General features: G+C 61.8%; 19 protein-coding genes. 14 read left to right on the forward strand and 5 right to left on the reverse strand.

The window, feature by feature from the left end:
* The gene (locus M516_RS0106150; protein WP_029098342.1) at positions 1-1,131 is read left to right on the forward strand and encodes a GerAB/ArcD/ProY family transporter; all 1,131 of its coding nucleotides are present in this window, start codon (positions 1-3) and stop codon (positions 1,129-1,131) included.
* Positions 1,128-2,327: a Ger(x)C family spore germination protein gene (locus M516_RS0106155; protein ID WP_029098343.1), complete on the forward strand. Its 1,200-nt coding sequence runs from the start codon at positions 1,128-1,130 to the stop codon at positions 2,325-2,327. Before M516_RS0106150 ends, M516_RS0106155 begins: the two co-directional genes overlap by 4 nt.
* Before the next feature lie 76 nt (positions 2,328-2,403).
* Here the strand turns inward: M516_RS0106155 and M516_RS22855 are convergent, their stop codons facing one another.
* Entirely contained in the window at positions 2,404-2,853 is a 450-nt protein-coding gene (locus M516_RS22855; RefSeq protein WP_035289019.1) for a M67 family metallopeptidase, read from the reverse strand.
* 241 nt (positions 2,854-3,094) lie between these two features.
* Here M516_RS22855 and M516_RS0106165 point away from each other — a divergent pair, with 241 nt between their 5' ends.
* The 6 genes from M516_RS0106165 (at position 3,095) to M516_RS0106190 (ending at position 8,274) form a co-directional block, all read left to right on the forward strand.
* The gene (locus M516_RS0106165) at positions 3,095-3,946 is read left to right on the forward strand and encodes a DUF72 domain-containing protein (protein WP_029098344.1); all 852 of its coding nucleotides are present in this window, start codon (positions 3,095-3,097) and stop codon (positions 3,944-3,946) included.
* 22 nt (positions 3,947-3,968) lie between these two features.
* On the forward strand, positions 3,969-4,793 hold the full coding sequence (locus tag M516_RS0106170) for a sulfite exporter TauE/SafE family protein (protein WP_029098345.1): 825 nt from the start codon (positions 3,969-3,971) through the stop codon (positions 4,791-4,793).
* A 22-nt stretch (positions 4,794-4,815) separates the two neighbouring features.
* On the forward strand, positions 4,816-6,252 hold the full coding sequence (locus M516_RS0106175) for a bifunctional metallophosphatase/5'-nucleotidase (protein ID WP_029098346.1): 1,437 nt from the start codon (positions 4,816-4,818) through the stop codon (positions 6,250-6,252).
* 62 nt (positions 6,253-6,314) lie between these two features.
* Positions 6,315-6,554, forward strand: coding sequence for a DUF6154 family protein (locus tag M516_RS0106180; protein ID WP_029098347.1), 240 nt, complete (start codon positions 6,315-6,317; stop codon positions 6,552-6,554).
* Between the two features lie 82 nt (positions 6,555-6,636).
* Entirely contained in the window at positions 6,637-6,939 is a 303-nt protein-coding gene (locus M516_RS0106185; RefSeq protein ID WP_029098348.1) for a YunC family protein, read from the forward strand.
* A gap of 240 nt (positions 6,940-7,179) precedes the next feature.
* Positions 7,180-8,274, forward strand: coding sequence for an HD-GYP domain-containing protein (locus M516_RS0106190; protein ID WP_029098349.1), 1,095 nt, complete (start codon positions 7,180-7,182; stop codon positions 8,272-8,274).
* Positions 8,275-8,293: 19 nt separating this feature from the next.
* Here M516_RS0106190 and corA read toward each other — a convergent pair whose 3' ends face one another.
* Both corA and M516_RS25465 read right to left on the reverse strand, forming a co-directional pair.
* Positions 8,294-9,229: a magnesium/cobalt transporter CorA gene (corA, locus tag M516_RS0106195; protein ID WP_029098350.1), complete on the reverse strand. Its 936-nt coding sequence runs from the start codon at positions 9,227-9,229 to the stop codon at positions 8,294-8,296.
* A complete protein-coding gene (locus M516_RS25465; RefSeq protein WP_193746943.1) occupies positions 9,186-9,410 on the reverse strand; it encodes a hypothetical protein in 225 nt (74 codons plus the stop codon). The genes corA and M516_RS25465 overlap by 44 nt, the downstream gene beginning before the upstream one ends.
* 244 nt (positions 9,411-9,654) lie before the next feature.
* Here M516_RS25465 and M516_RS22860 point away from each other — a divergent pair, with 244 nt between their 5' ends.
* Complete coding sequence (locus tag M516_RS22860) at positions 9,655-11,592, forward strand: AMP-binding protein (RefSeq protein ID WP_035289022.1); 1,938 nt, start codon at positions 9,655-9,657, stop codon at positions 11,590-11,592.
* A 153-nt stretch (positions 11,593-11,745) separates the two neighbouring features.
* Positions 11,746-13,062 (forward strand): globin-coupled sensor protein, encoded by a 1,317-nt coding sequence (locus M516_RS0106210; protein WP_029098352.1) that lies wholly within the window; start codon positions 11,746-11,748, stop codon positions 13,060-13,062.
* Positions 13,063-13,114: 52 nt separating this feature from the next.
* Here M516_RS0106210 and M516_RS0106215 read toward each other — a convergent pair whose 3' ends face one another.
* Positions 13,115-13,612 (reverse strand): Crp/Fnr family transcriptional regulator, encoded by a 498-nt coding sequence (locus M516_RS0106215; protein ID WP_029098353.1) that lies wholly within the window; start codon positions 13,610-13,612, stop codon positions 13,115-13,117.
* 36 nt (positions 13,613-13,648) lie between these two features.
* Positions 13,649-14,038 carry a VOC family protein gene (locus M516_RS0106220; RefSeq protein WP_029098354.1) on the reverse strand — a complete coding sequence of 130 codons (390 nt, stop codon included), beginning with the start codon at positions 14,036-14,038 and terminating at the stop codon, positions 13,649-13,651.
* Between the two features lie 217 nt (positions 14,039-14,255).
* Between M516_RS0106220 and M516_RS0106225 the strand changes: the two genes are divergently transcribed.
* From M516_RS0106225 to M516_RS0106240, 4 genes are read left to right on the forward strand one after another with little or no spacing between them, the layout of a single operon-like run.
* Complete coding sequence (locus tag M516_RS0106225) at positions 14,256-14,939, forward strand: GntR family transcriptional regulator (RefSeq protein WP_029098355.1); 684 nt, start codon at positions 14,256-14,258, stop codon at positions 14,937-14,939.
* Positions 14,936-16,138, forward strand: a complete 1,203-nt coding sequence (locus tag M516_RS0106230) for a CaiB/BaiF CoA transferase family protein (protein WP_029098356.1) — start codon at positions 14,936-14,938, stop codon at positions 16,136-16,138. Before M516_RS0106225 ends, M516_RS0106230 begins: the two co-directional genes overlap by 4 nt.
* Positions 16,135-17,046 carry a hydroxymethylglutaryl-CoA lyase gene (locus tag M516_RS0106235; protein WP_029098357.1) on the forward strand — a complete coding sequence of 304 codons (912 nt, stop codon included), beginning with the start codon at positions 16,135-16,137 and terminating at the stop codon, positions 17,044-17,046. The genes M516_RS0106230 and M516_RS0106235 overlap by 4 nt, the downstream gene beginning before the upstream one ends.
* An 18-nt stretch (positions 17,047-17,064) precedes the next feature.
* Entirely contained in the window at positions 17,065-18,126 is a 1,062-nt protein-coding gene (locus M516_RS0106240) for a TRAP transporter substrate-binding protein (protein ID WP_029098358.1), read from the forward strand.
* Positions 18,127-18,130: the final 4 nt, after the last annotated feature.

The raw sequence follows: 18,130 nt of genomic DNA on the forward strand, positions 1-18,130 counted from the left end.
GTGCAAGGACTGGAACAGCGTCCCGCGATTAGTCCGACCCAGCTTGTCATGTTTGAATTCGGCGTTTTTGTGGGAGTAGGGTTCCTCATCATGCCCAGAGGCGCGATGGAGAAAGCCCGGGAAGATGCGTGGCTGACCGTCATCCTGGCGGGATTGTGCGCGATCGCGTCGCTGTGGGTGATCAACCGGGTGGCTCGCACGTTTCCGCATGAGACCGTGTTTGACTACAATCCCAAGCTGTTTGGAACCATCATCGGCAGCCTGTTGAACGTCGCATGGGGCTTGTACTACCTGTTCTTTACCGTTACCGGCATTCGCGTCATGGCCGAAGTGGTGAGAGAGGAAATGCTGCCGTTTACGCCTGTGGAAGTCATTATCGCCGCGATGCTGCTGGTGCTCGTGTACCCCGCATGGAACGGGCTGATGCCGATCATCCGCATGTTCGAATCGGGACTGCCCGTCACGCTGTTATTGATGGTCATGTTTTTTCTGCTGGCCTATCTGCGCGCCGACTGGACCGAACTGCGAATTCCGTTTCAGGACGGCATCCGTCCCGTCATTTCGGCCCTTCCCCAAACGATTTATTCGTTCCTCGGCTTTGAAGTGCTGTTTCTGTACTATCCGTTCGTCACCCGCAAGGAGAAGGCTTTCGTCAGCACGTCGATCGCGATTGCCGCGGGGGGAATGTTTTACGCCTTTCTCGTGTTGGGCACGCTGGTGACCCTTGGTCCGGATGTGACCATCACCCAGACCTTTCCCGTCGTGACCATGGCAAAGACGATCGAGCTGGTGCGCCAGTTTGTGGAGCGGGCCGAACTGCTGCTGATCATCCTGTGGCTTCCGCTCGCGTACACCACCCACCTTGGCTTCTTTTTCAGCAGTGCGTTTTCGTTCCATCGCACGTTTCCGCGCCTGGCGTTGCGGTGGTGGATGGTGCTGCTGCTGCCGCTGGTCTTCGTCTTGTCGCTGATTCCCGACAATTTGATCGCCATGCTGAAGTGGTCCGACAAGGTCGGGCTTGTTGGATTGTTTTTTACCGTTCCGTACCCCTTGATCATGCTGGTGTGCATTGTTGTGCGGCGCAAGCTGGGACATCTCTCTTCTCCCCGCAAGGACGGTGATGTGACATGACAAAACGGCGGCGGAACTGGCTCGCGGCCGTCACGGTTATCCTTTTTATCGGCGTCCTGCTTGCCGGATGCTGGGATTACCGGGAGCTGGAGAAGCGGGCGGTCATTGTCGGCATCGGTGTTGACGAGCTTCCTCCGGCCACGTACAAAGGCAAAAAGATGCGGATGTACCAGGTTCTCGTACAGGTGGTCGAACCGGCAGGCGCAGGAGGGAATATGGGAGCGGGGGGCAGTACGCAGGCAAACGGTCGTAAAGCCTACACGAACATCGTCATCACGACGCCGTCGTTCGCGGAAGGAATCGAGCGGACCGTATCCCTTAGCGATCGCATTCCCAATTTGGCTCACCTGCAGCTCATCGGGGTGGGGGAAAAATTGGCGAAAAACGGCATCAACGAGCTGTACGACTTTTTGACCCGTCTGCCCCAGATGCGACGCCACACGGAAATCATCGTGCTGGATGGACCGGTTTCCCGGTTCTTTACCACGCCGAGCATCTCCCAACCCACCCCGGCACTGCACATGGCGGAGATGGCGGCAAATGTACAGCGGACGCTGGTGATGCCCGAGTCCAACCTGGGGGTGGTCTCCAAAAGCGTTCGGGGACACATACCGTTCATCCTGGTAAAAGCGTCGTTGGACAAAAACAAAAAGATAAACATGAAACAAGCGGCCGTATTTGACCGCCAAAAAATGGTGGGCACCCTGTCAACGGATCAAATGCAGGACCTGTCCCTGTTGCAGAATGAAATTGAACGGGGGCTTCTGTCCTTCCCGTGTTCCGGAGGCAAAAAAACGGGGCTTCAGCTCTTGGCGGGGAGAAGCAGAATCGAGCCTGCCATGCAAAATGGCCGGCCGCATCTCACGTTTAAAGTCTTCCTCGAGACGGAGCTGATCGAATACCAATGCATGGGCGCCTCCTTTTCCGAACCGGAACAGATCCGAAAGGCTGAGCGGTGGTACGGGGCCATGCTGAAAAAACGGCTGACCGCGACGGCGAACAAGCTGAAAGACGAGTTCAAAGCGGATGTGTTCCGGCTGACCACCCGGTTGAAAAACCACCCGGACCTGTACCATGCGTTGAAGCGCGACCCCAAAACCTTTATGGAACAGATGGTTGTCGACGTAAACGTCGAGCTGAAGATCCGGACGATCGGCAGTTCTCTCAAAACCCCGGATCGAGTCTCAAACCCGTGATCCCCTTCCTCCCGTCAGGCGTGGATGGTTGTTCAAACGCTGCGCGGCAGCGCGGCGCTTGCCGTGGAGACGCGCTTCAGGTGATGTCCGCAAGCGCGTAGGGGCGCTCGACAAAGCGGCCGTCCGACCACTGGTACAGCCGCAGGTCGGGGAGACTGCCTGCGAGGCCGAGAATCCAGTAGGCGAGCTGGGGATAGTGCCAGCCGCTTTGGTCCGCTTCGGAGGGAACGGGCGGGGTCGTCGGATGGCTGTGCAGGACGCCGACCCACTGGACGCCAGCCTTCCTCACGCTGGCAAGCGCCTGAAAAAAGGAGGGGGCGTCCCACGAAAACGCGTGCCTGCCGTGGCCGGCCGAGCGTATCGGCAGATGGCCGGTCACCATAGAGCCGCGCCCTGTCAGCAGCGCGGAATACTCGTACGGTAACGCCTCCTGCGCTTCGGCCAGGAGGCGTTTGGCCGTGTGCCGGTCCAGAGACAAAACGGCGTTTCGACTGGCAAAGGGATGGCCCATCAGATTGTCGTACATGCGGCTTCTCCTCCGTCAGGAATGTGGCGTGCATCAACGGCACAAGCAAACATGACTCGTTACAGTCGATTGTACCATGGGCCGTCCGGTGCGCAACCGGGAGGCATTCGCCACTTTTCCCTCCCGGCATAGTTTGGTATGCTTAATCGCAAAGGGGTCCCGCCATGAACGAACGGGCAGGGGCCGGTTCCTGAACGATTGGTCATTTCTTCCCCCGTTGGTGTTGGAGGTATGCGCTGAGATGAATACGATCCATGTGGGAGTGTGCGGCTGGGGAGATCACTACGACCTGTATCCCCCGGGGACGCGCAGCCGGGACAAGCTGTCCGTCTACGCCGGCCACTTCCCCATCGTGGAACTGGACAGTTCCTTTTACGCCATTTTGCCGCAGCGCCATTACGAGACGTGGGCGCGTGAAACACCGGACTGCTTTGGCTTCATCGTCAAGCCGCATCAGGCGATGACCGGCCACCAGCGCAGTGAAGCGCCCCTGGATCGGCGGGAACTGTTCCGCCAGTTTGAGGAGAGCATCCAGCCGCTGGTGGAGGCGGGCAAGCTGAAAGCGCTGCTGTTTCAATATCCCCCCTGGTTTGACTGCACGCGGGAGCACGTGCAGTACGTCCAGGCCTGCCGGCAGGCGCTGGCCGCGTATCCGTTTGCCGTGGAATTTCGCCACCGCAGTTGGTTTGAGCCGCGCTACCGTGAGAAGACGCTGGAGTTTCTCAGAACCATCGGGGCGGCACACGTCCTCTGCGACGAGCCGCAGGCAGGCAGCGGCTGCGTCCCCGTCGTCGTCGCCGTGACCGACCCCAAGCTGGCCCTGATCCGCTTTCACGGGCGGAACGTCTCCGGCTGGCGCGATCCGGGCGAAGGGCAAAACTGGCGGGATGTCCGCTATCTCTACCAGTACAGCGAAGCGGAACTGGCGGAGTGGGTGCCGCGCGTTCGGGAAGTGGCCCGAGAGGCGGCGGAAGTGTGCATCCTGTTCAACAACAACTCGGGTGGGCACGCCGCCGGCAACGCCAAGCAGTTCATGGACATGCTGGACGTCCGGCCGACGGGTCTGAATCCGCGTCAACTGGAGCTGTTCTAACAGTACGAAAGAAGGTTTGCAGATGGTTTACGCTATGGCGGCTTTGTTTCTCGTCGTGGGACTGGTGGCCGGCGTGATCGGCAGCATCGCCGGCCTGGGCGGCGGGATGTTTTTTGTGCCGGCGCTGCTTTACTTTGCCAACGCCTACGAGCCGGGCTCCGTCAGCCCGCAGGTGGCGGCCGGCACGTCCCTGTTGGTCATCGGGGTGACGGCGCTCTCGTCGTCGATTTCCTACATCAGGCAGAAAAAGGCGGACGTGCAGACCGCCCTGCTCTTTTTTTTGGGCAGCGCCCCCGGTGCTGTCGCGGGCGTCTACCTGAATACACTACTGCCAGTGAAGACGTTTTCGCTGTTGTTCGGGCTGTTTCAGTTGGGCATGTTTGCCCTGATGATGGTCAAGGACAAAATCAAGCCGCGAAACCTGTCTTGGGATGTGAAGCGCCGCTTCGTCGATCCCGACGGCGTCGAGTACGAGTACGGGTACAAGCGGTGGGCAGCCGTGGCGGTCGCCTTTTTGGTGGGCGTCGTCTCGTCGCTGTTTGGCGTGGGCGGGGGCCTGCTGATGGTGCCGGCACTGATCGTGCTGTTCCGCTTCCCGCCGCATATCGCGACCGCTACGTCGATGCTGGTCATTCTGTTCTCCGCCGCTGTCGGTTCCGCGACCAACATCCTGCATGATCACGTGCACTGGCTGTTCGCCGCCATGCTGGCGCCGGGCGCCTGGATCGGCGGCAATCTGGGGGCGGCCCTGGCCGCCCGCTTGAAAGGCAAAACGATTGTGCTGCTGCTGCGGGTTCTGATCCTGGGAGTGGGGATCCAGATGATCGGCGAAGCGATCTGGAAGTAGTTGCGAGAGGGAGGGGAGAGCTGTGGCGGACACTTGTACCTTGCACATTCTGCACACCAACGACGTGCACAGCAACTTTGCCAACATGCCGCAGATCGCCTCCTGCCTGCGCCAGAACCGGCAGGGGTGGGAAGCGCGGGGCGAGCGGGTGCTGACCGTCGACATCGGCGACCACGTGGACCGCATGAGCCTCAAAACGGAAGCGACCTGGGGGCGGGCCAACGTCGGGGTGATGAACCGGAGCGGGTACCAGTACGTAACGATCGGCAACAACGAGGGGATTACCTTTCCCAAAGAGAAACTGGACGCCTTGTACGAACACGCCGACTTTACGGTGGTGGCCGGCAACCTGATCGAGCCGGCGAGCGGGCGGACGCCGCAGTGGGCGGTGCCGTACGCGGTGCATCAATGGCCCGATCTGCGGGTGGCGATCCTGGGGGTGACGATCCCGTTTGTCCCGTTTTACCGGATGATGGGGTGGGATCTGCGCGAGCCGCTGCCGCTGATCCGCGAACAGGTGGCCATGCTTCGTCCGCAGGTGGACGTGATCGTGCTCCTGTCCCATTTGGGCTATCAGGCGGACTGCCGGCTGGCCCGGGAGGTGGACGGCCTGGACGTGATCCTCGGCGGCCACACCCATCATCTGCTGGAGCACGGCGAGCGCATCGGCCGTACGCTGATCGCCCAGGCAGGCCGTTATGGCGAGCATGTCGGACACGTGCGTCTGACCTGGGATGCGGCGGCGAAACAGGTGAGCGGTCTGTGCGCCGAACTGTTTCGCACGAAGGATTATCTGCCCGAACCGGAGCTGGACGACTTTTTGCGGCGGGAAAAGCAGGCGGCCGAAACCCTGCTGGCGCGTCCGGCGGTTTCTCTCTCGGCGGATCTGGACATCGGGTGGTCGAACGAAACGCCGTTTGGTTCGGTGCTGGCCGCCAGCCTGCGCAAATGGACCGGGGCAGAGGTGGGGCTGGCCAACGGCGGGCTGCTGCTTGCGCCGCTGAAGCGGGGCCCGGTGTCGTACAAAGACCTGCTGACCTGCGTGCCGCATCCCATCAATCCCTGCGCCGTCACGCTGACGGGGGAACAACTGCTGGGCGTGCTGAAGCGGGCCGTCCAGCCGGAGATGGTGCAGCGGGAACTGCGCGGCTTCGGCTTCCGGGGCATCCAGATCGGCTGGATGGGCATCGACGGCCTGCGGGTGTGGTACCGCCCGGGCGAGCGGCCGGACATCGAGCGGGTCGAAGTGAACGGCCAGCCGCTTGATCCCGGGCGGACGTATCGGGTCGGCACCGTGGATATGTTCATGTTCAGCCGCCTGTTCCCGGAACTGGCGGACGGCGGCGAGATTCGGTTTTACCTCCCGGAGCTGCTGCGGGAAATCCTCGCCGTGACGCTGGGGGATGACGAACTGGTTCGCGCCGGCTTTCAACCGCGCTGGCTGCCCGTGTCCATTTGACGGCGATCCTGCACACCCGCCCGGCGAATGGGGCATGCTACAGGGGAAAGGAGGAGCGAATCATGCGGTTTATCGACGAAGTGTACAACATGTACAAAGGCCACTTCAACGGCAGCGAGGAGGACATCGTTGCCATCGTCGTCGGCATCCTGGCGGAACAGTCCCGGGAGGATTTGCTCCGCCTGGTGTCGGACATGGAGGAGGAAGAGCTGTTTCAGATGCTGGCCACCTACATGATCGAGGTGATGAAGCGCAAGGTGGCGATGGAAGACGAGCAGTCCCCCTCCCCGCTGGTGCATTGACCTTCCGCGATTACACCCTTTCTGGCCGGATGTCATAGGATGGTAGCGCCACGGATAGTTGGAGACAAAGGAGGAATCCGCGATGATCGAGATCGCACCCGTCCATTTTGAAGAGGGAACCGCCATCGCCGTGACCGTGCGCCTGCCCAAGACCACACTGCTGGCCGTCACCACGGACAAAGGGTACATCATGTGCGGCGCGCTGGACGTCGGCCTGTTGAACGAACGCCTGGCCAGCCGGGAGATTATCGCCGGCCGCGCGGTGGGGGTCAAAACGATCGAGGAGCTGCTGGACGCTCCGTTGGAATCGGTGACGGTCACGGCGGAGCGCCTGGGGATCACCCCCGGCACGATCGGCCGCGACGCCGTCCGCAAAATGTTTTAGCCTGTCCGGACGCGACGGACGCGAAGCCATACGGACTGCGTAAAAAAATCGCCTTGGTCGGCACAGACGGAGGCGATTTTTTTCATGGAATCACGGGGATCGGCTGCTGCGCCCCGCAGTCCAACGCGTGTCGAACCGGTTCCTCGTTTCGACAGGGGCGGCCTTGTCGAGAAAAAGAATGTAGAAGCCGATCGAATCGCGTTATAATAGGGGTACTATGACGAAAGGCGAAGAATGGACATGAGATTGACCTCGATCCACAAATGCCGGCCGGGCGACACGCTGGCCCGGGCCATTTACGCGGAGAACGGAACCGTCCTGGTAGGCGCCGGCGTCGAATTGACGCAGCGCATGCTGGACAGGCTGAAACAGATGAACATTGCCACGCTTTACATACAGGACAAGCGCACGGAAGACATCGTGCTGGAAACGCCCGTGTCGGAGCAAACCCGGCGGGAAGCGATGAGCGTCATTCAAACCGCGTTCCGCTCGGTGCACGAGTTTCCGCACAAATGGCAGCAGGTGTTTACGGACAGGCAGTTGGGCCGCCAACTGCGGCAGGTGTTGTCCCGGATGGCGGACGAGTTGAGAGGCTGCCGCTCGGCGATGAACCTGCTGGCGGATGCCTGCGCCTCCGATCACTACATTTTCTCCCACTCCTTCAACGTGACGCTGTACGGCACCGCGCTGGCGATCAAATCCGGTTTTTCGGAACGAGAGGTGCTGGAGATCGGCATCGGCGCCATGATGCACGACATCGGCAAGATGGCCATTCCCGACGACATCCTGAAAAAGCCGGACCGCCTCACCCCGGACGAGTATGAAGTGATGAAAAAGCACGCCGAGTACGGGTTTGAACTGCTGCGCCGGCAGGAAGACATTCCGCTGTTGGCCGCCCACTGCGCGTACCAGCACCACGAACGGCTGGATGGGACAGGCTACCCGCGCGGGTTGAAGGGCGGGGAAATCCATCCGTACGCCCAGTTGGTGACCGTTTGCGACGTGTTTGACGCGCTGACCACGCACCGCATCTACCGCCCGCCGCTTCTGCCTCACGAAGCGATGGAGAAGCTGTTTGCCGGGACGGATACACTGTTTGCCAAGACATTCGTGGAGAGCATGCGGGACACCATCTCCCTCTATCCGCTGGGCTTGTCGGTGACGCTCAACACGGGCGAGTCGGGCGTGGTCGTCGATTCCAACAAGGGCATGCCCAGCAGGCCCATCGTTCGCATTCTCTACGACGAGAACGGGGAGCCGGTGGCGTCGCCGTACGAGTACGACCTGTCGAAGCGGCTTCAACTGATGATCGTCGCCTGCGACGGGCTGGTATGAAATCACGCGGCGAGTCTCCTCAGAGCCACTTTTTCCGCTTGAAAATCCAGAACATCGTCAAGCCGAGCACGGCCATGAACGCGAGGACGATGTAGTAGCCGTACCGGGATTTCAGCTCCGGCATGTATTCGAAGTTCATCCCGTAGATGCCGGTCACGATGGTCAGCGGCATGAAAATCGTGGTCAGGGCGGTAAAGATGCGCATGATGTCGTTCGTCCGACCGGCCACGGCGGAGTGGTACGCTTCGCGCAGGTTGCCGATCAGGTCGCGAAACGTCTCGAAGCTTTCCACGATCTTGACCGCGTTTTCCAATATGTCGCCGAAGTACTTCCGCAGACGGGGCTCGATCAGCGGAAGTTCTTTTGTGTGCAGCGCATCGATCAGATCGCGCTGCGGCAGGAGCATCTTGCGCGCGTACAGCACTTCGCTGCGCAGGCCGATGATCTGGTTCAACTGCGTTTTGCGCACGTTGAGCAGGATGTCTTCCTCCAGTTTTTCGATCAGTTCCTCGATGTGTTCCATCACCTGAAAATACTGGTCCACGATCTGGTCCACCAGATGGTAGAGAAACGCGTCCGGCCGGTTCAGTTCTTCCTCCCTGACGATTTGCAGCAAGCGGGGGTAGAGTCCGTGGGGATGCTTGGTGACGGTGATGATGTAGTGGCCGCCCAAAAAAATGTTGACCTCTCGCAAAAAGATGTCCTGGTCGCGGAATTCCGCGTGGTTGATGACGATGAAGTAGTGATCGTGGTACACCTCCAGCTTGGGCCGCTGCTCCTCCTCGTCCAGGCAGTCGTCGATCGCCAGGTCGTGCAGGCCGAACAGCGGCTGCAGCACATCGAGGTCAAACAGGGTGGCGTCGATCCAGTAAAAGCCGTTGTCGGGCGGCGTGCGCGTCTCGTCGAGGTCGTCAATCTGGGTGATCAGTCCGTTCTGTATCAGTCGAATCTTCATGAACCATGCTCCTGCCGGTGGATGATGGGGGAGGGGGCGCGTGCGGGGACGGGCCGCCGCTCGGAGTCTGCCGGGCCGCCATGCGCGGCCAGATGCGCGTCAGGATCAGCTCGTACGCCGTCCGCAGCGCCTGTCTGCTGGGAGCGCCGCGGACGACCTCGTCCGGGTCGGACGTCTTCATGGGATACCGCCTCCTCTTTCCCGATCGGTCTCACCATCAAGGGTATGACGGCACGCCCGTCCGCTTGCCGTTTTCGTTTTGACGGACAGCCCGGATTCCTTCCCGTAGTGTGCCTCACTTTCCGCCATTTGTTTCCTCGCTGGGTCGTATTTCCGCCGCGTATTGACAGGGGCTGGTCCCCCATACGAAAATGATGAAAAGAAAGTGTTTTCAAACTATTCGGACTAAATTTGGAGGGGAGCACATGACCAGGAGCCGTCCCGTCGCGTGGGTGCCGTCGGAAGAACAGCTCAGGAGCAGCAACCTGTGGCGTTTCATGGAGCAGGAGAACATCGCCGACTACCGGGAACTGCTGAGGCGATCGGAGGAGGACGTGGGCTGGTTTTGGGAGGCGTTTCTCCGCTTTGCCGACATCCGGTTCACCCGCCCGTACCATACCGTCGTCGACCTGTCCCGCGGCCTGCCGTGGCCGAAGTGGTTCGTCGGCGGGAAAATCAACCTCGTTCACAACTTTTTGGACAAATGGGCGCTTCAGGCGGAGACGGCGGAGCGGCTGGCCCTGCTCTGGGAAGGGGAGGACGGCGAGGAGCGGCGCTACACGTTTGCCGAACTGCATCGTCAAGCCAACCGCTTCGCCCACGCGCTGAACCGCCTGGGCGTGGGCAGGGGAGACCGCGTCGCCATTTACATGCCGATGATCCCCGAAACGGTGATCGCCCTGTACGGCATTTACAAGGCAGGGGCTGTGGCCGTACCGCTCTTTTCCGGGTTTGGCCCCGAGGCGGTGGCGGTTCGCCTGCGGGACGTGGAGGCCAAAGCGGTGGTGACGGCCGACGGGTTTTACCGCGGCGGGCAGCCGGTCCTGCTGAAGCACGTGCTGGACAGAGCGCTGGACTCGGCTCCTGCGGTGCAGGCGGTGGTGGTGGCGGAACGGCTCGGCGAAAAGGCGCTGTACACGCCCGGCCGCGACTGGCGCTGGAGCGAGGCGCTGCGGGATGCGCCGGACGTCTTTGCGACCGTGGAAACGGACGCGGAAGAGGTCTGCATGGTCAGCTATTCGTCCGGCACGACCGGCAGTCCCAAAGGAATCGTCCACGTGCACGGCGGAATCGCGGTGAAAACGGCGGAAGTGGGCATGTTCGTCTACGACACCCGCCCGGACGACCGCTTTTTCATGGTGACCGACTTCGGCTGGATGATGGGGCAGCTCCCGCTGTTTTCCGCCCATGCGGTGGCCGCTCCCTATCTGATGTACGAAGGCAGTCCGATGCATCCCCATCCCGGCAGGCTGTACGACCTGGTGGAAAAACACCGCGTCACCGTGTTCGGCGCGCCGGCGACCGCGCTCCGCTTGCTGAAAACGTACGCCGAACCGTTTCGCGCCAGGGCGGACCTCTCCTCGCTGCGAATCCTCGGCCACACGGGCGAGCCGATCGACGAAGAGACCTGGACCTGGTACGCGTCGTGGACGAACGGCAGGGCCCCGATCATCAACGGCAGCGGCGGGACGGAGGTGTTTGCCGAGATCATCTCCTCCACCTGCGTCGAGCCGCATAAAGCCACCTGCCTGGGCGTGACGCCGGCAGTCGGCCCGCGCGTGGTGGACGAGTCGGGAGCGCCGGTGCCGGCCGGAAAACCGGGCTATCTCGTGTTTACCCTGCCGCAGCCCGCGCAAACCCGAGGGTTTTGGAAAAATCCGCAGCGGTATCTGGACACCTATTTTTCCCTGGGGACAGACATGTGGTGGCAGGGAGACATCGTCATGGTGGACGAAGACGGGTACTGGTTCCACCTGGGGCGGGCCGACGACGTGATCAAGGTGTCGGGACGCCGCACCGGACCGGGCGAAATCGAGGACGTGGTCAACCGGCATCCGTCTGTACTGGAATCGGCCGCGATCGGCGTGCCCCACCCGCTCAAGGGGGAAGAGCTGATCCTGTTCATTGTCGCCAAACCGGGAGCAGCGCCCGACCCGGCGGCGCTGAAGCGGCACGTGGCCGCGGCGCTCGGCAGGCCGTACGAACCGGGCGAAGTGCATCTCGTCCACGACCTGCCGAAAACCCGGACGCACAAGATCATGCGACGGCTGATCAAGCAGAAATTTCTCGGCGAAACGCTCGGCGACACGTCCAGCCTGATGAATCCGGGGGCGCTGGAGATGCTGCCGGTGCGGACCGTCTGACGCGAAGGGCGCGGCTGAATCAAGGCCGCGCCTTTTTTTTGGTCGCGGGGCCAGGCGTCGGGTTTGGGAAGCGGAACAATGGGGGTATAAGAATAGGGTGATACCGAATGGGTAGCCATGGTGAAAATCGATGGAACAAAAGGAGAGCAAGCAATGAGCAAGAGCCCATTTTCGAATTTCTTTGGCCGGAAGAGCGGCCGAAGCGGCGAGTCTTTTTTCCGGGACATGCGGGAAAAGGGAGAAGTGCGCATTGAGCCGCAGTCCGAGCTGGCCAGACAATTGTCGATGATTCACTTGAGCGAAGAGGATCTGGCAGTGGTTAAAGCGCTGCAGCCCTTGATTGTCCAACACATCGACAACATCGTCCATTTCTTTTATGAAAAGATAGAACGAGAGCCGCTATTGATGTCCATCATCGAGAAAAACAGCTCGATCGAACGGCTCAAACAGACGCTGAAACGGCACATTCAGGAGATGTTCAGCGGCCGGATCGACGCCGCCTTCATCGAGCAGCGCAGACGGATCGCCATCGTCCACGTGAAAATCGGGCTGGAGCCGAAATGGTACATGAGCTCGTTTCAGAACCTGCTGGTCTCGCTGATTGAGATTATGGACGACGCGATTGCAGACAAGCGGGAATTTGTCCGGGCCGTGACGGTGGTGACGAAACTTCTCAACATCGAGCAGCAGCTCGTGCTGGAAGAGTACGAGAACGAGCACGAGCGGATCCGGCAGGAAGCGCGGCGGAAAAACGAGCAGCTTCGCCAGGTCCTGGCCCAGTCCGCCCACGAGCTGGCGGCCGTCTCGCAGCAGACCAGCGCGTCGGTGCAGCAGTTGACGGAACAATCGCGGGACGTGCTCCGTTTTGCGGAGAGCGGCACGGGCCACTCCCTGCGCGCCCAGCAGTTGTCCCAGGAAGGCAGGGAAAAGCTGGAGACGCAGCAGGAGCAGATGGGGTTGATCCAGCGGAGTGCGCAGCAGATCGCCGCGGAAATGGGGACGCTGGAGGAGATTGCGGCGAAAATTCGCGGCATCGTCGACGTGGTGACGGCCATCGCCGAGCAGACCAACCTGCTGGCCCTCAACGCCGCGATCGAAGCGGCCCGCGCGGGAGAACAAGGGCGCGGTTTTGCCGTCGTGGCCGACGAAGTGCGCAAATTGGCGGAGCAGACGAAACAGTCCGTCTCCGGCGTGACCGAACTAATCGAAAAGACCAGCGCCCAGACGGCCAGCCTGTCCGCCGTGGTCAGGGAAGTGGAGCGGATGGTGGCGTCCAGCACCGCGATGACCGCCGAGACCACCGCCTTTTTCGCGGAAATCTTGCAGGCGGTGACCGAGAGCAAGGAGCAGAGCACGCACATCCAGCGGGAGCTGGAACGCTTCTTCAAGGTGATGGAAGACATCAATCAGGCGGTTTCGCAGGTGGCCGTCTCCGCCGACGAGCTGTCCGCGATCACGGAAGACATGTAACGAAGGCCTGTAACGGCAAACAGGCACACCACGGAACTGTTCCATGGTGTGCCTACGTGTTTTTGCGCAGCAGCCGGTTCACCGTCTCCCGCCGCAGCCCGACCAACTGGCCGATCTCTTCCTGGGTGAGCAGCTCGGTCAAGGCGTAATCGCCCACGTACGTGCGAAACCATTCGTTCAACAGCGCCAGCTTGTCCGCCGGGGAGGAAGCGGTCAACTGGTCCATGCGCTGCTGCGTGAGGCGCAGCTTCATCTGGAGCTGCAGCGCGATGTCCCGGTACATCAGCGGGTTTTCCTCCAGCGAGCGGTACCACTCGTCCGGAGGGATGACGTCCACGTCGCTGGTCATCAGGGCGATCGCCGTTCCGTGGTATTCCTTGACCGACAGGAGCGAATGGTGGGGAACGATCTCCCCGGGCAGCAGGATGTTGAACAGAAACGGCGAGCCGTCCTGCTGCAGCCTGACCACCTTCAGCAGGCCCGATCGGATGCGAAAAAGCGGTCCCCGCTCTCCCTGGCGAAACAGGACGTCCCCTTTGTTCAGCCTCATCGGCATCCCTCCGTCTCGCGTGACAGGCGCATGCCGTCAGCGGGTGGTCTCAAAGAACTCCAGCCGTTCCCCGTCCGGCCCCTCGAAAAAGATGTAGCGTGAACCGTTGGGCAGCGTCGTCGCCGCATCGTCCACAAAGGTGACGCCCAGCCGCTTCAGCCGCTCGATTTCCTCGTCCAGGTTGTCCACCGTAAACGCGAGGTGGTGCACCTTGCCTTCCACCGGCAGATCGTCGTTGTAGCCGTGGATCAGTTCCAGTTCCGTTTCCGTGGTGCCGGGGAACCCCAGAAACGCCAGCGTGATCGCCGGATTGGTGTGGACCAGCGTGCCGCGGCATTCCAGCCCCACGACATCCCGGTAAAAGGCGATCGACCGCTCCAGATCCTTGACCATCAGGCCGACGTGTTCGATCTTTTTCACTGCCATCTTCATCTCTCCTTTTCCAGGCGTTTCCCTCATTGTAGACGATTTTTCCCAAAAAGTCTGTACGCGGATTCCGGCGGAGGACGCGGGCTCTCTTTCTTCTTGCCGGCCATATTTCAAACGGGAATAATTGACACTCTTTTCGGAATTGAATTACTATTTAGAAAACGATTTCGTATACAGCATACCGTATTCATGACAGGGGAAGGGTTTGAGGGTCATGCCCAGGATGATCAAGCGAAGCGAGACGCTCCAGGAACAAGTGTACGAATATTTGCGGGAACAGATTCTGTTCGGCGGGCTCGCCCCGGGGCAGCGGCTGATCGAGGAGCGCCTGTGCGAAGAGACGGGCGTGAGCCGCAGCCCGATCCGCGAAGCGATCCGCCGGCTGGAAAAGGACGGCCTGGTGGTGGTGCAGGCACAGGGAGGGGTCACGGTCCACCAGCCGACGCTCGATGATTTTACCTCGCTGTTCGAGTGCCGTCTCCATCTGGAACCGGCGGCGGCCCGTTTTGCCGCCGAGCGCCGGACGGAGGAGGAATTGGCCGATCTGCAGGAACTGTTGGCCCGGATGGCGGACATTGCCCGCGAGAGCGATGCCCGCCGAACCCACGAGCTCCATTTCGCCTTTCACCAGCGCGTCGCGGAAGCGAGCAAAAACCCGTATATGGCCAAGATCATGAACGATCTGAAGGTGCTGATTTCGTTCTACCGCAACGCCATCCTGCAGGTGCATCCGCAGCGGCCGGAAACCGTCATTGCCGAACACGCGGCGATCCTCGACGCCATTCGCAGGCGCGACGGAGACGCGGCCGCAGCGAGCATGGCCGAGCACATTACCCGCGATTTCCGCCTGTGCATGGAAGCCAACCGCACACCAACACGACAAGGAGGGGACCGATGAACGCACGAAAACCGCTGCAGGGCGTGCGCGTGCTGGAACTGGGCACGCTGGTGGCCGCGCCGTTCGCCGGCAAGATTTTTGCCGAGTTCGGAGCGGAGGTGATCAAGGTGGAGCCCCCGGAAACGGGCGACCCGCTGCGCAACTGGCGGGCCATGCATCACGACACGTCCGTCTGGTGGTACGTCCAGGCCCGCAACAAAAAATCGATTACCGTTGACATGCGCATGGAAGAGGGGCAGGGGATCATCCGCTCGCTGGCCCGTGAAGTGGACATCGTCATCGAAAATTTCCGGCCCGGGACGCTGGAGAAATGGGGGCTCGGCTACGAGGTGCTGAGCGGGATCAACCCCGGCCTGATCATGGTCCGCATCTCCGGTTACGGGCAGACCGGTCCCTACCGCGGCAAGCCGGGATTCGGCAGCGTGGCGGAAGCGATCGGCGGCCTGCGCTACTTGACCGGGTTTCCCGATCGCCCGCCGGTGCGGGTGGGCATCGCCATCGGCGACCTGACGGCGGGCTTGTACGCGGTGATCGGGGCGCTGATGGCGCTCCACGCCCGCAGCCGCTCGCCGGAAGGAAAGGGCCAACTGGTGGACGTGGCCTTGTACGAAGCCGTGTTCAGCCTGCTGGAAGGCGTGCTGCCGGAATACGACCTGAAGGGGGTGGTACGGGAGCGGACGGGCAGTGCGCTGCCGGGCATCGCGCCGTCCAATACCTACCTGTGCGACGACGGCAAGTACGTCGTGATCGGCGCCAACGGGGACAGCATCTTCAAGCGGCTGATGCACGCCATCGGCCGCAGTGACCTGGCGGAAGACCCCCGTTACGCCACCAACCAGGGACGGGTGGAAGACGCGGCGTTCATCGATCAGGTGATCGAGGAGTGGACGAAGCGGCATCCGCTCCAGGAGGTGCAGCGCCGCCTGGACGAGGCGGCCGTTCCCGTAGGGCCGATCTACAGCATTGAGGAGATTGTCGGAGACGAACATTACCGGGCGCGTAACATGCTGGAGGAAATCCGTCTGCCGGACGGCGAGACGGTGTTGTTTCCCGGCGTGGTCCCCAAGCTGTCGGAGACGCCCGGCGGCCACGAGTGGGTGGGGCCGCGGTTGGGGGAGCACAACGAGGAAATCCTCAAGGGTCTGCTCAGGCTGGATGACGCCGCGCTGGCCCGGTTGAAGGAGAAGAAAGCCATATGACGACAGACGTGACGATTATCGAAGTGGGGCCGCGTGACGGCCTGCAAAACGAACCGGGCTTCATCCCGACGGAGAAAAAGCTGCGCCTGATCGGCATGCTCGCCGATGCGGGCCTGCGCCGGATCGAGGCGGCGTCGTTCGTCCATCCGCAGCGCGTGCCCCAGATGGCCGATGCCGAAGCGGTGATGGGCGGACTGCCCCGGGTGTCCGGGGTCTCGTTTGCCGCGCTCATTCCCAACCGGAGGGGATTGGAGCGGGCGGCCGCGTACCGGCTGGACGAAATCAACTGGGTCACCTCCGCCAGTCCGGCGTTCAACCGGCGCAACATCAACCAGACAATCGAGGAAAATCTGGAGGCCTTCCGCGAGCTTGTTCCGCTGGTCCGGCAGGCGGGGCAGCGGATCCGCTTTTCCATCGCCACCAGTTTCGGCTGTCCGTTCTCCGGCAGGGTAGAACCGGACGTCGTGCTCCGGCTGGCCGAGCAGGCGATTGCCGCCGGTGCGGATGAGATCGGCGTCGCCGACACGATCGGCATCGCCGTTCCGGACGAAGTGTACGCGCTGTCCAGACGGCTGATCGACGCCGTGGGGACGGAGCGAATCGCGCTGCATCTGCACGACACCCGCGGCTTGGCGCTGGCGAACACGTACGCCGCTTACACGGCGGGGATCCGCAGCTTCGAGACCGCGGTCGGCGGGCTGGGCGGCTGTCCGTTTGCGCCGGGCGCCGCCGGCAACGCGGCGACGGAGGATGTCGTGTACATGTTTGAACGGATGAAGGTGCGCACCGGAGTGGATTTTTCCAAGATGCTGGACGCTGCCGAATACGCCGTCAGCTTCTCCATGCGCATGCCGCTGGGCCGCATCCGGCTGGTGGAATCGAAAGAACAGCCAACGATTCACAGATGACCAAGGGGGAAAACCACGATGAAAAAAAGTTGGATCACCGCATGGACGACGATCGGACTGCTGGGCGGCCTGCTGGCCGGCTGCGGCGGAGCGGCGGAACCGGGCGGCACCGCGGCGGTCGGCACGTCCGGCGGGCAGGCGGCATCCGCTGACGGCTACCAGGAGGCGACCATCCGCCTCGCCTACAACCTGCCGCAGGACCACCACATCGCGCGCGGGGTGGAAGCATTTGCGAAAAACGTGACGGAGCGCTCCGGCGGCAAGGTGAAAATCCAGGTTTATCCGGCCGGCCAACTGCTGAGCGACAAGGAAATGAACCAGGCGATCCTGACCGGCGGCGTCGAGATGGGGGTCAACTCGTCCACGCTGTGGTCGTCGGTGGTGCCGGCGATGGGGATTTTTGACGTGCCGTTCGCGTTTCCCACCTACGAGCTGGCGGGCAAGGCCCTGTCCGGCCCTGTCGGCCAGAAGCTGAATGCGGAGATGGAGAAAAAGGGGGCCAAAGTGCTGATGTACGCCGACTATGGCTACGCCCAATTTGCCAACAGCGTCCGTCCGCTGACCAGGCCGGACGATTTTCACGGGCTGAAAATCCGCAGCATCGGTCACATCCCGTCGGTGATGATCCAGGCGTACGGCGCGGCCCCCGTCTTCATGGGCGCGGGAGAGGTGTACATGGCGCTGCAGCGCAAGACGATCGACGGCGCCACCTCCGGCACGACGGCCATGGTGCAGCGCAAGTACGACGAGGTGTCCCGCTATTTGACGGTCGTCAACTACGCCTACCTGGAATTCCTGCTCGCCGTCAACAAGCAGTACTGGGACGCGCTGCCGCCCAAAACGCAGGAGCTGTTGACCGCGACGGCCAGGGAGACGGAAGAGTGGATCCGCAAGCAGGCGGAAGAAGAGGACAAACAGACGACCGAGCAGTTGAAACAAAAAGGCATGGACGTGTACGTGGTGCCGGAGAGCGACCTCCCGCAGTGGAAGGAAGCGGCCAGGCCGGCCTGGGACGAGTACCTGAAAACCGCCGGGGACTTGGGCAAAGAGCTGCTGGACGACGTGCAGAACATCAAGTAACCGT

Source organism: Brevibacillus thermoruber 423 (genome assembly GCF_000454065.1).
Taxonomy (GTDB): domain Bacteria; phylum Bacillota; class Bacilli; order Brevibacillales; family Brevibacillaceae; genus Brevibacillus; species Brevibacillus thermoruber.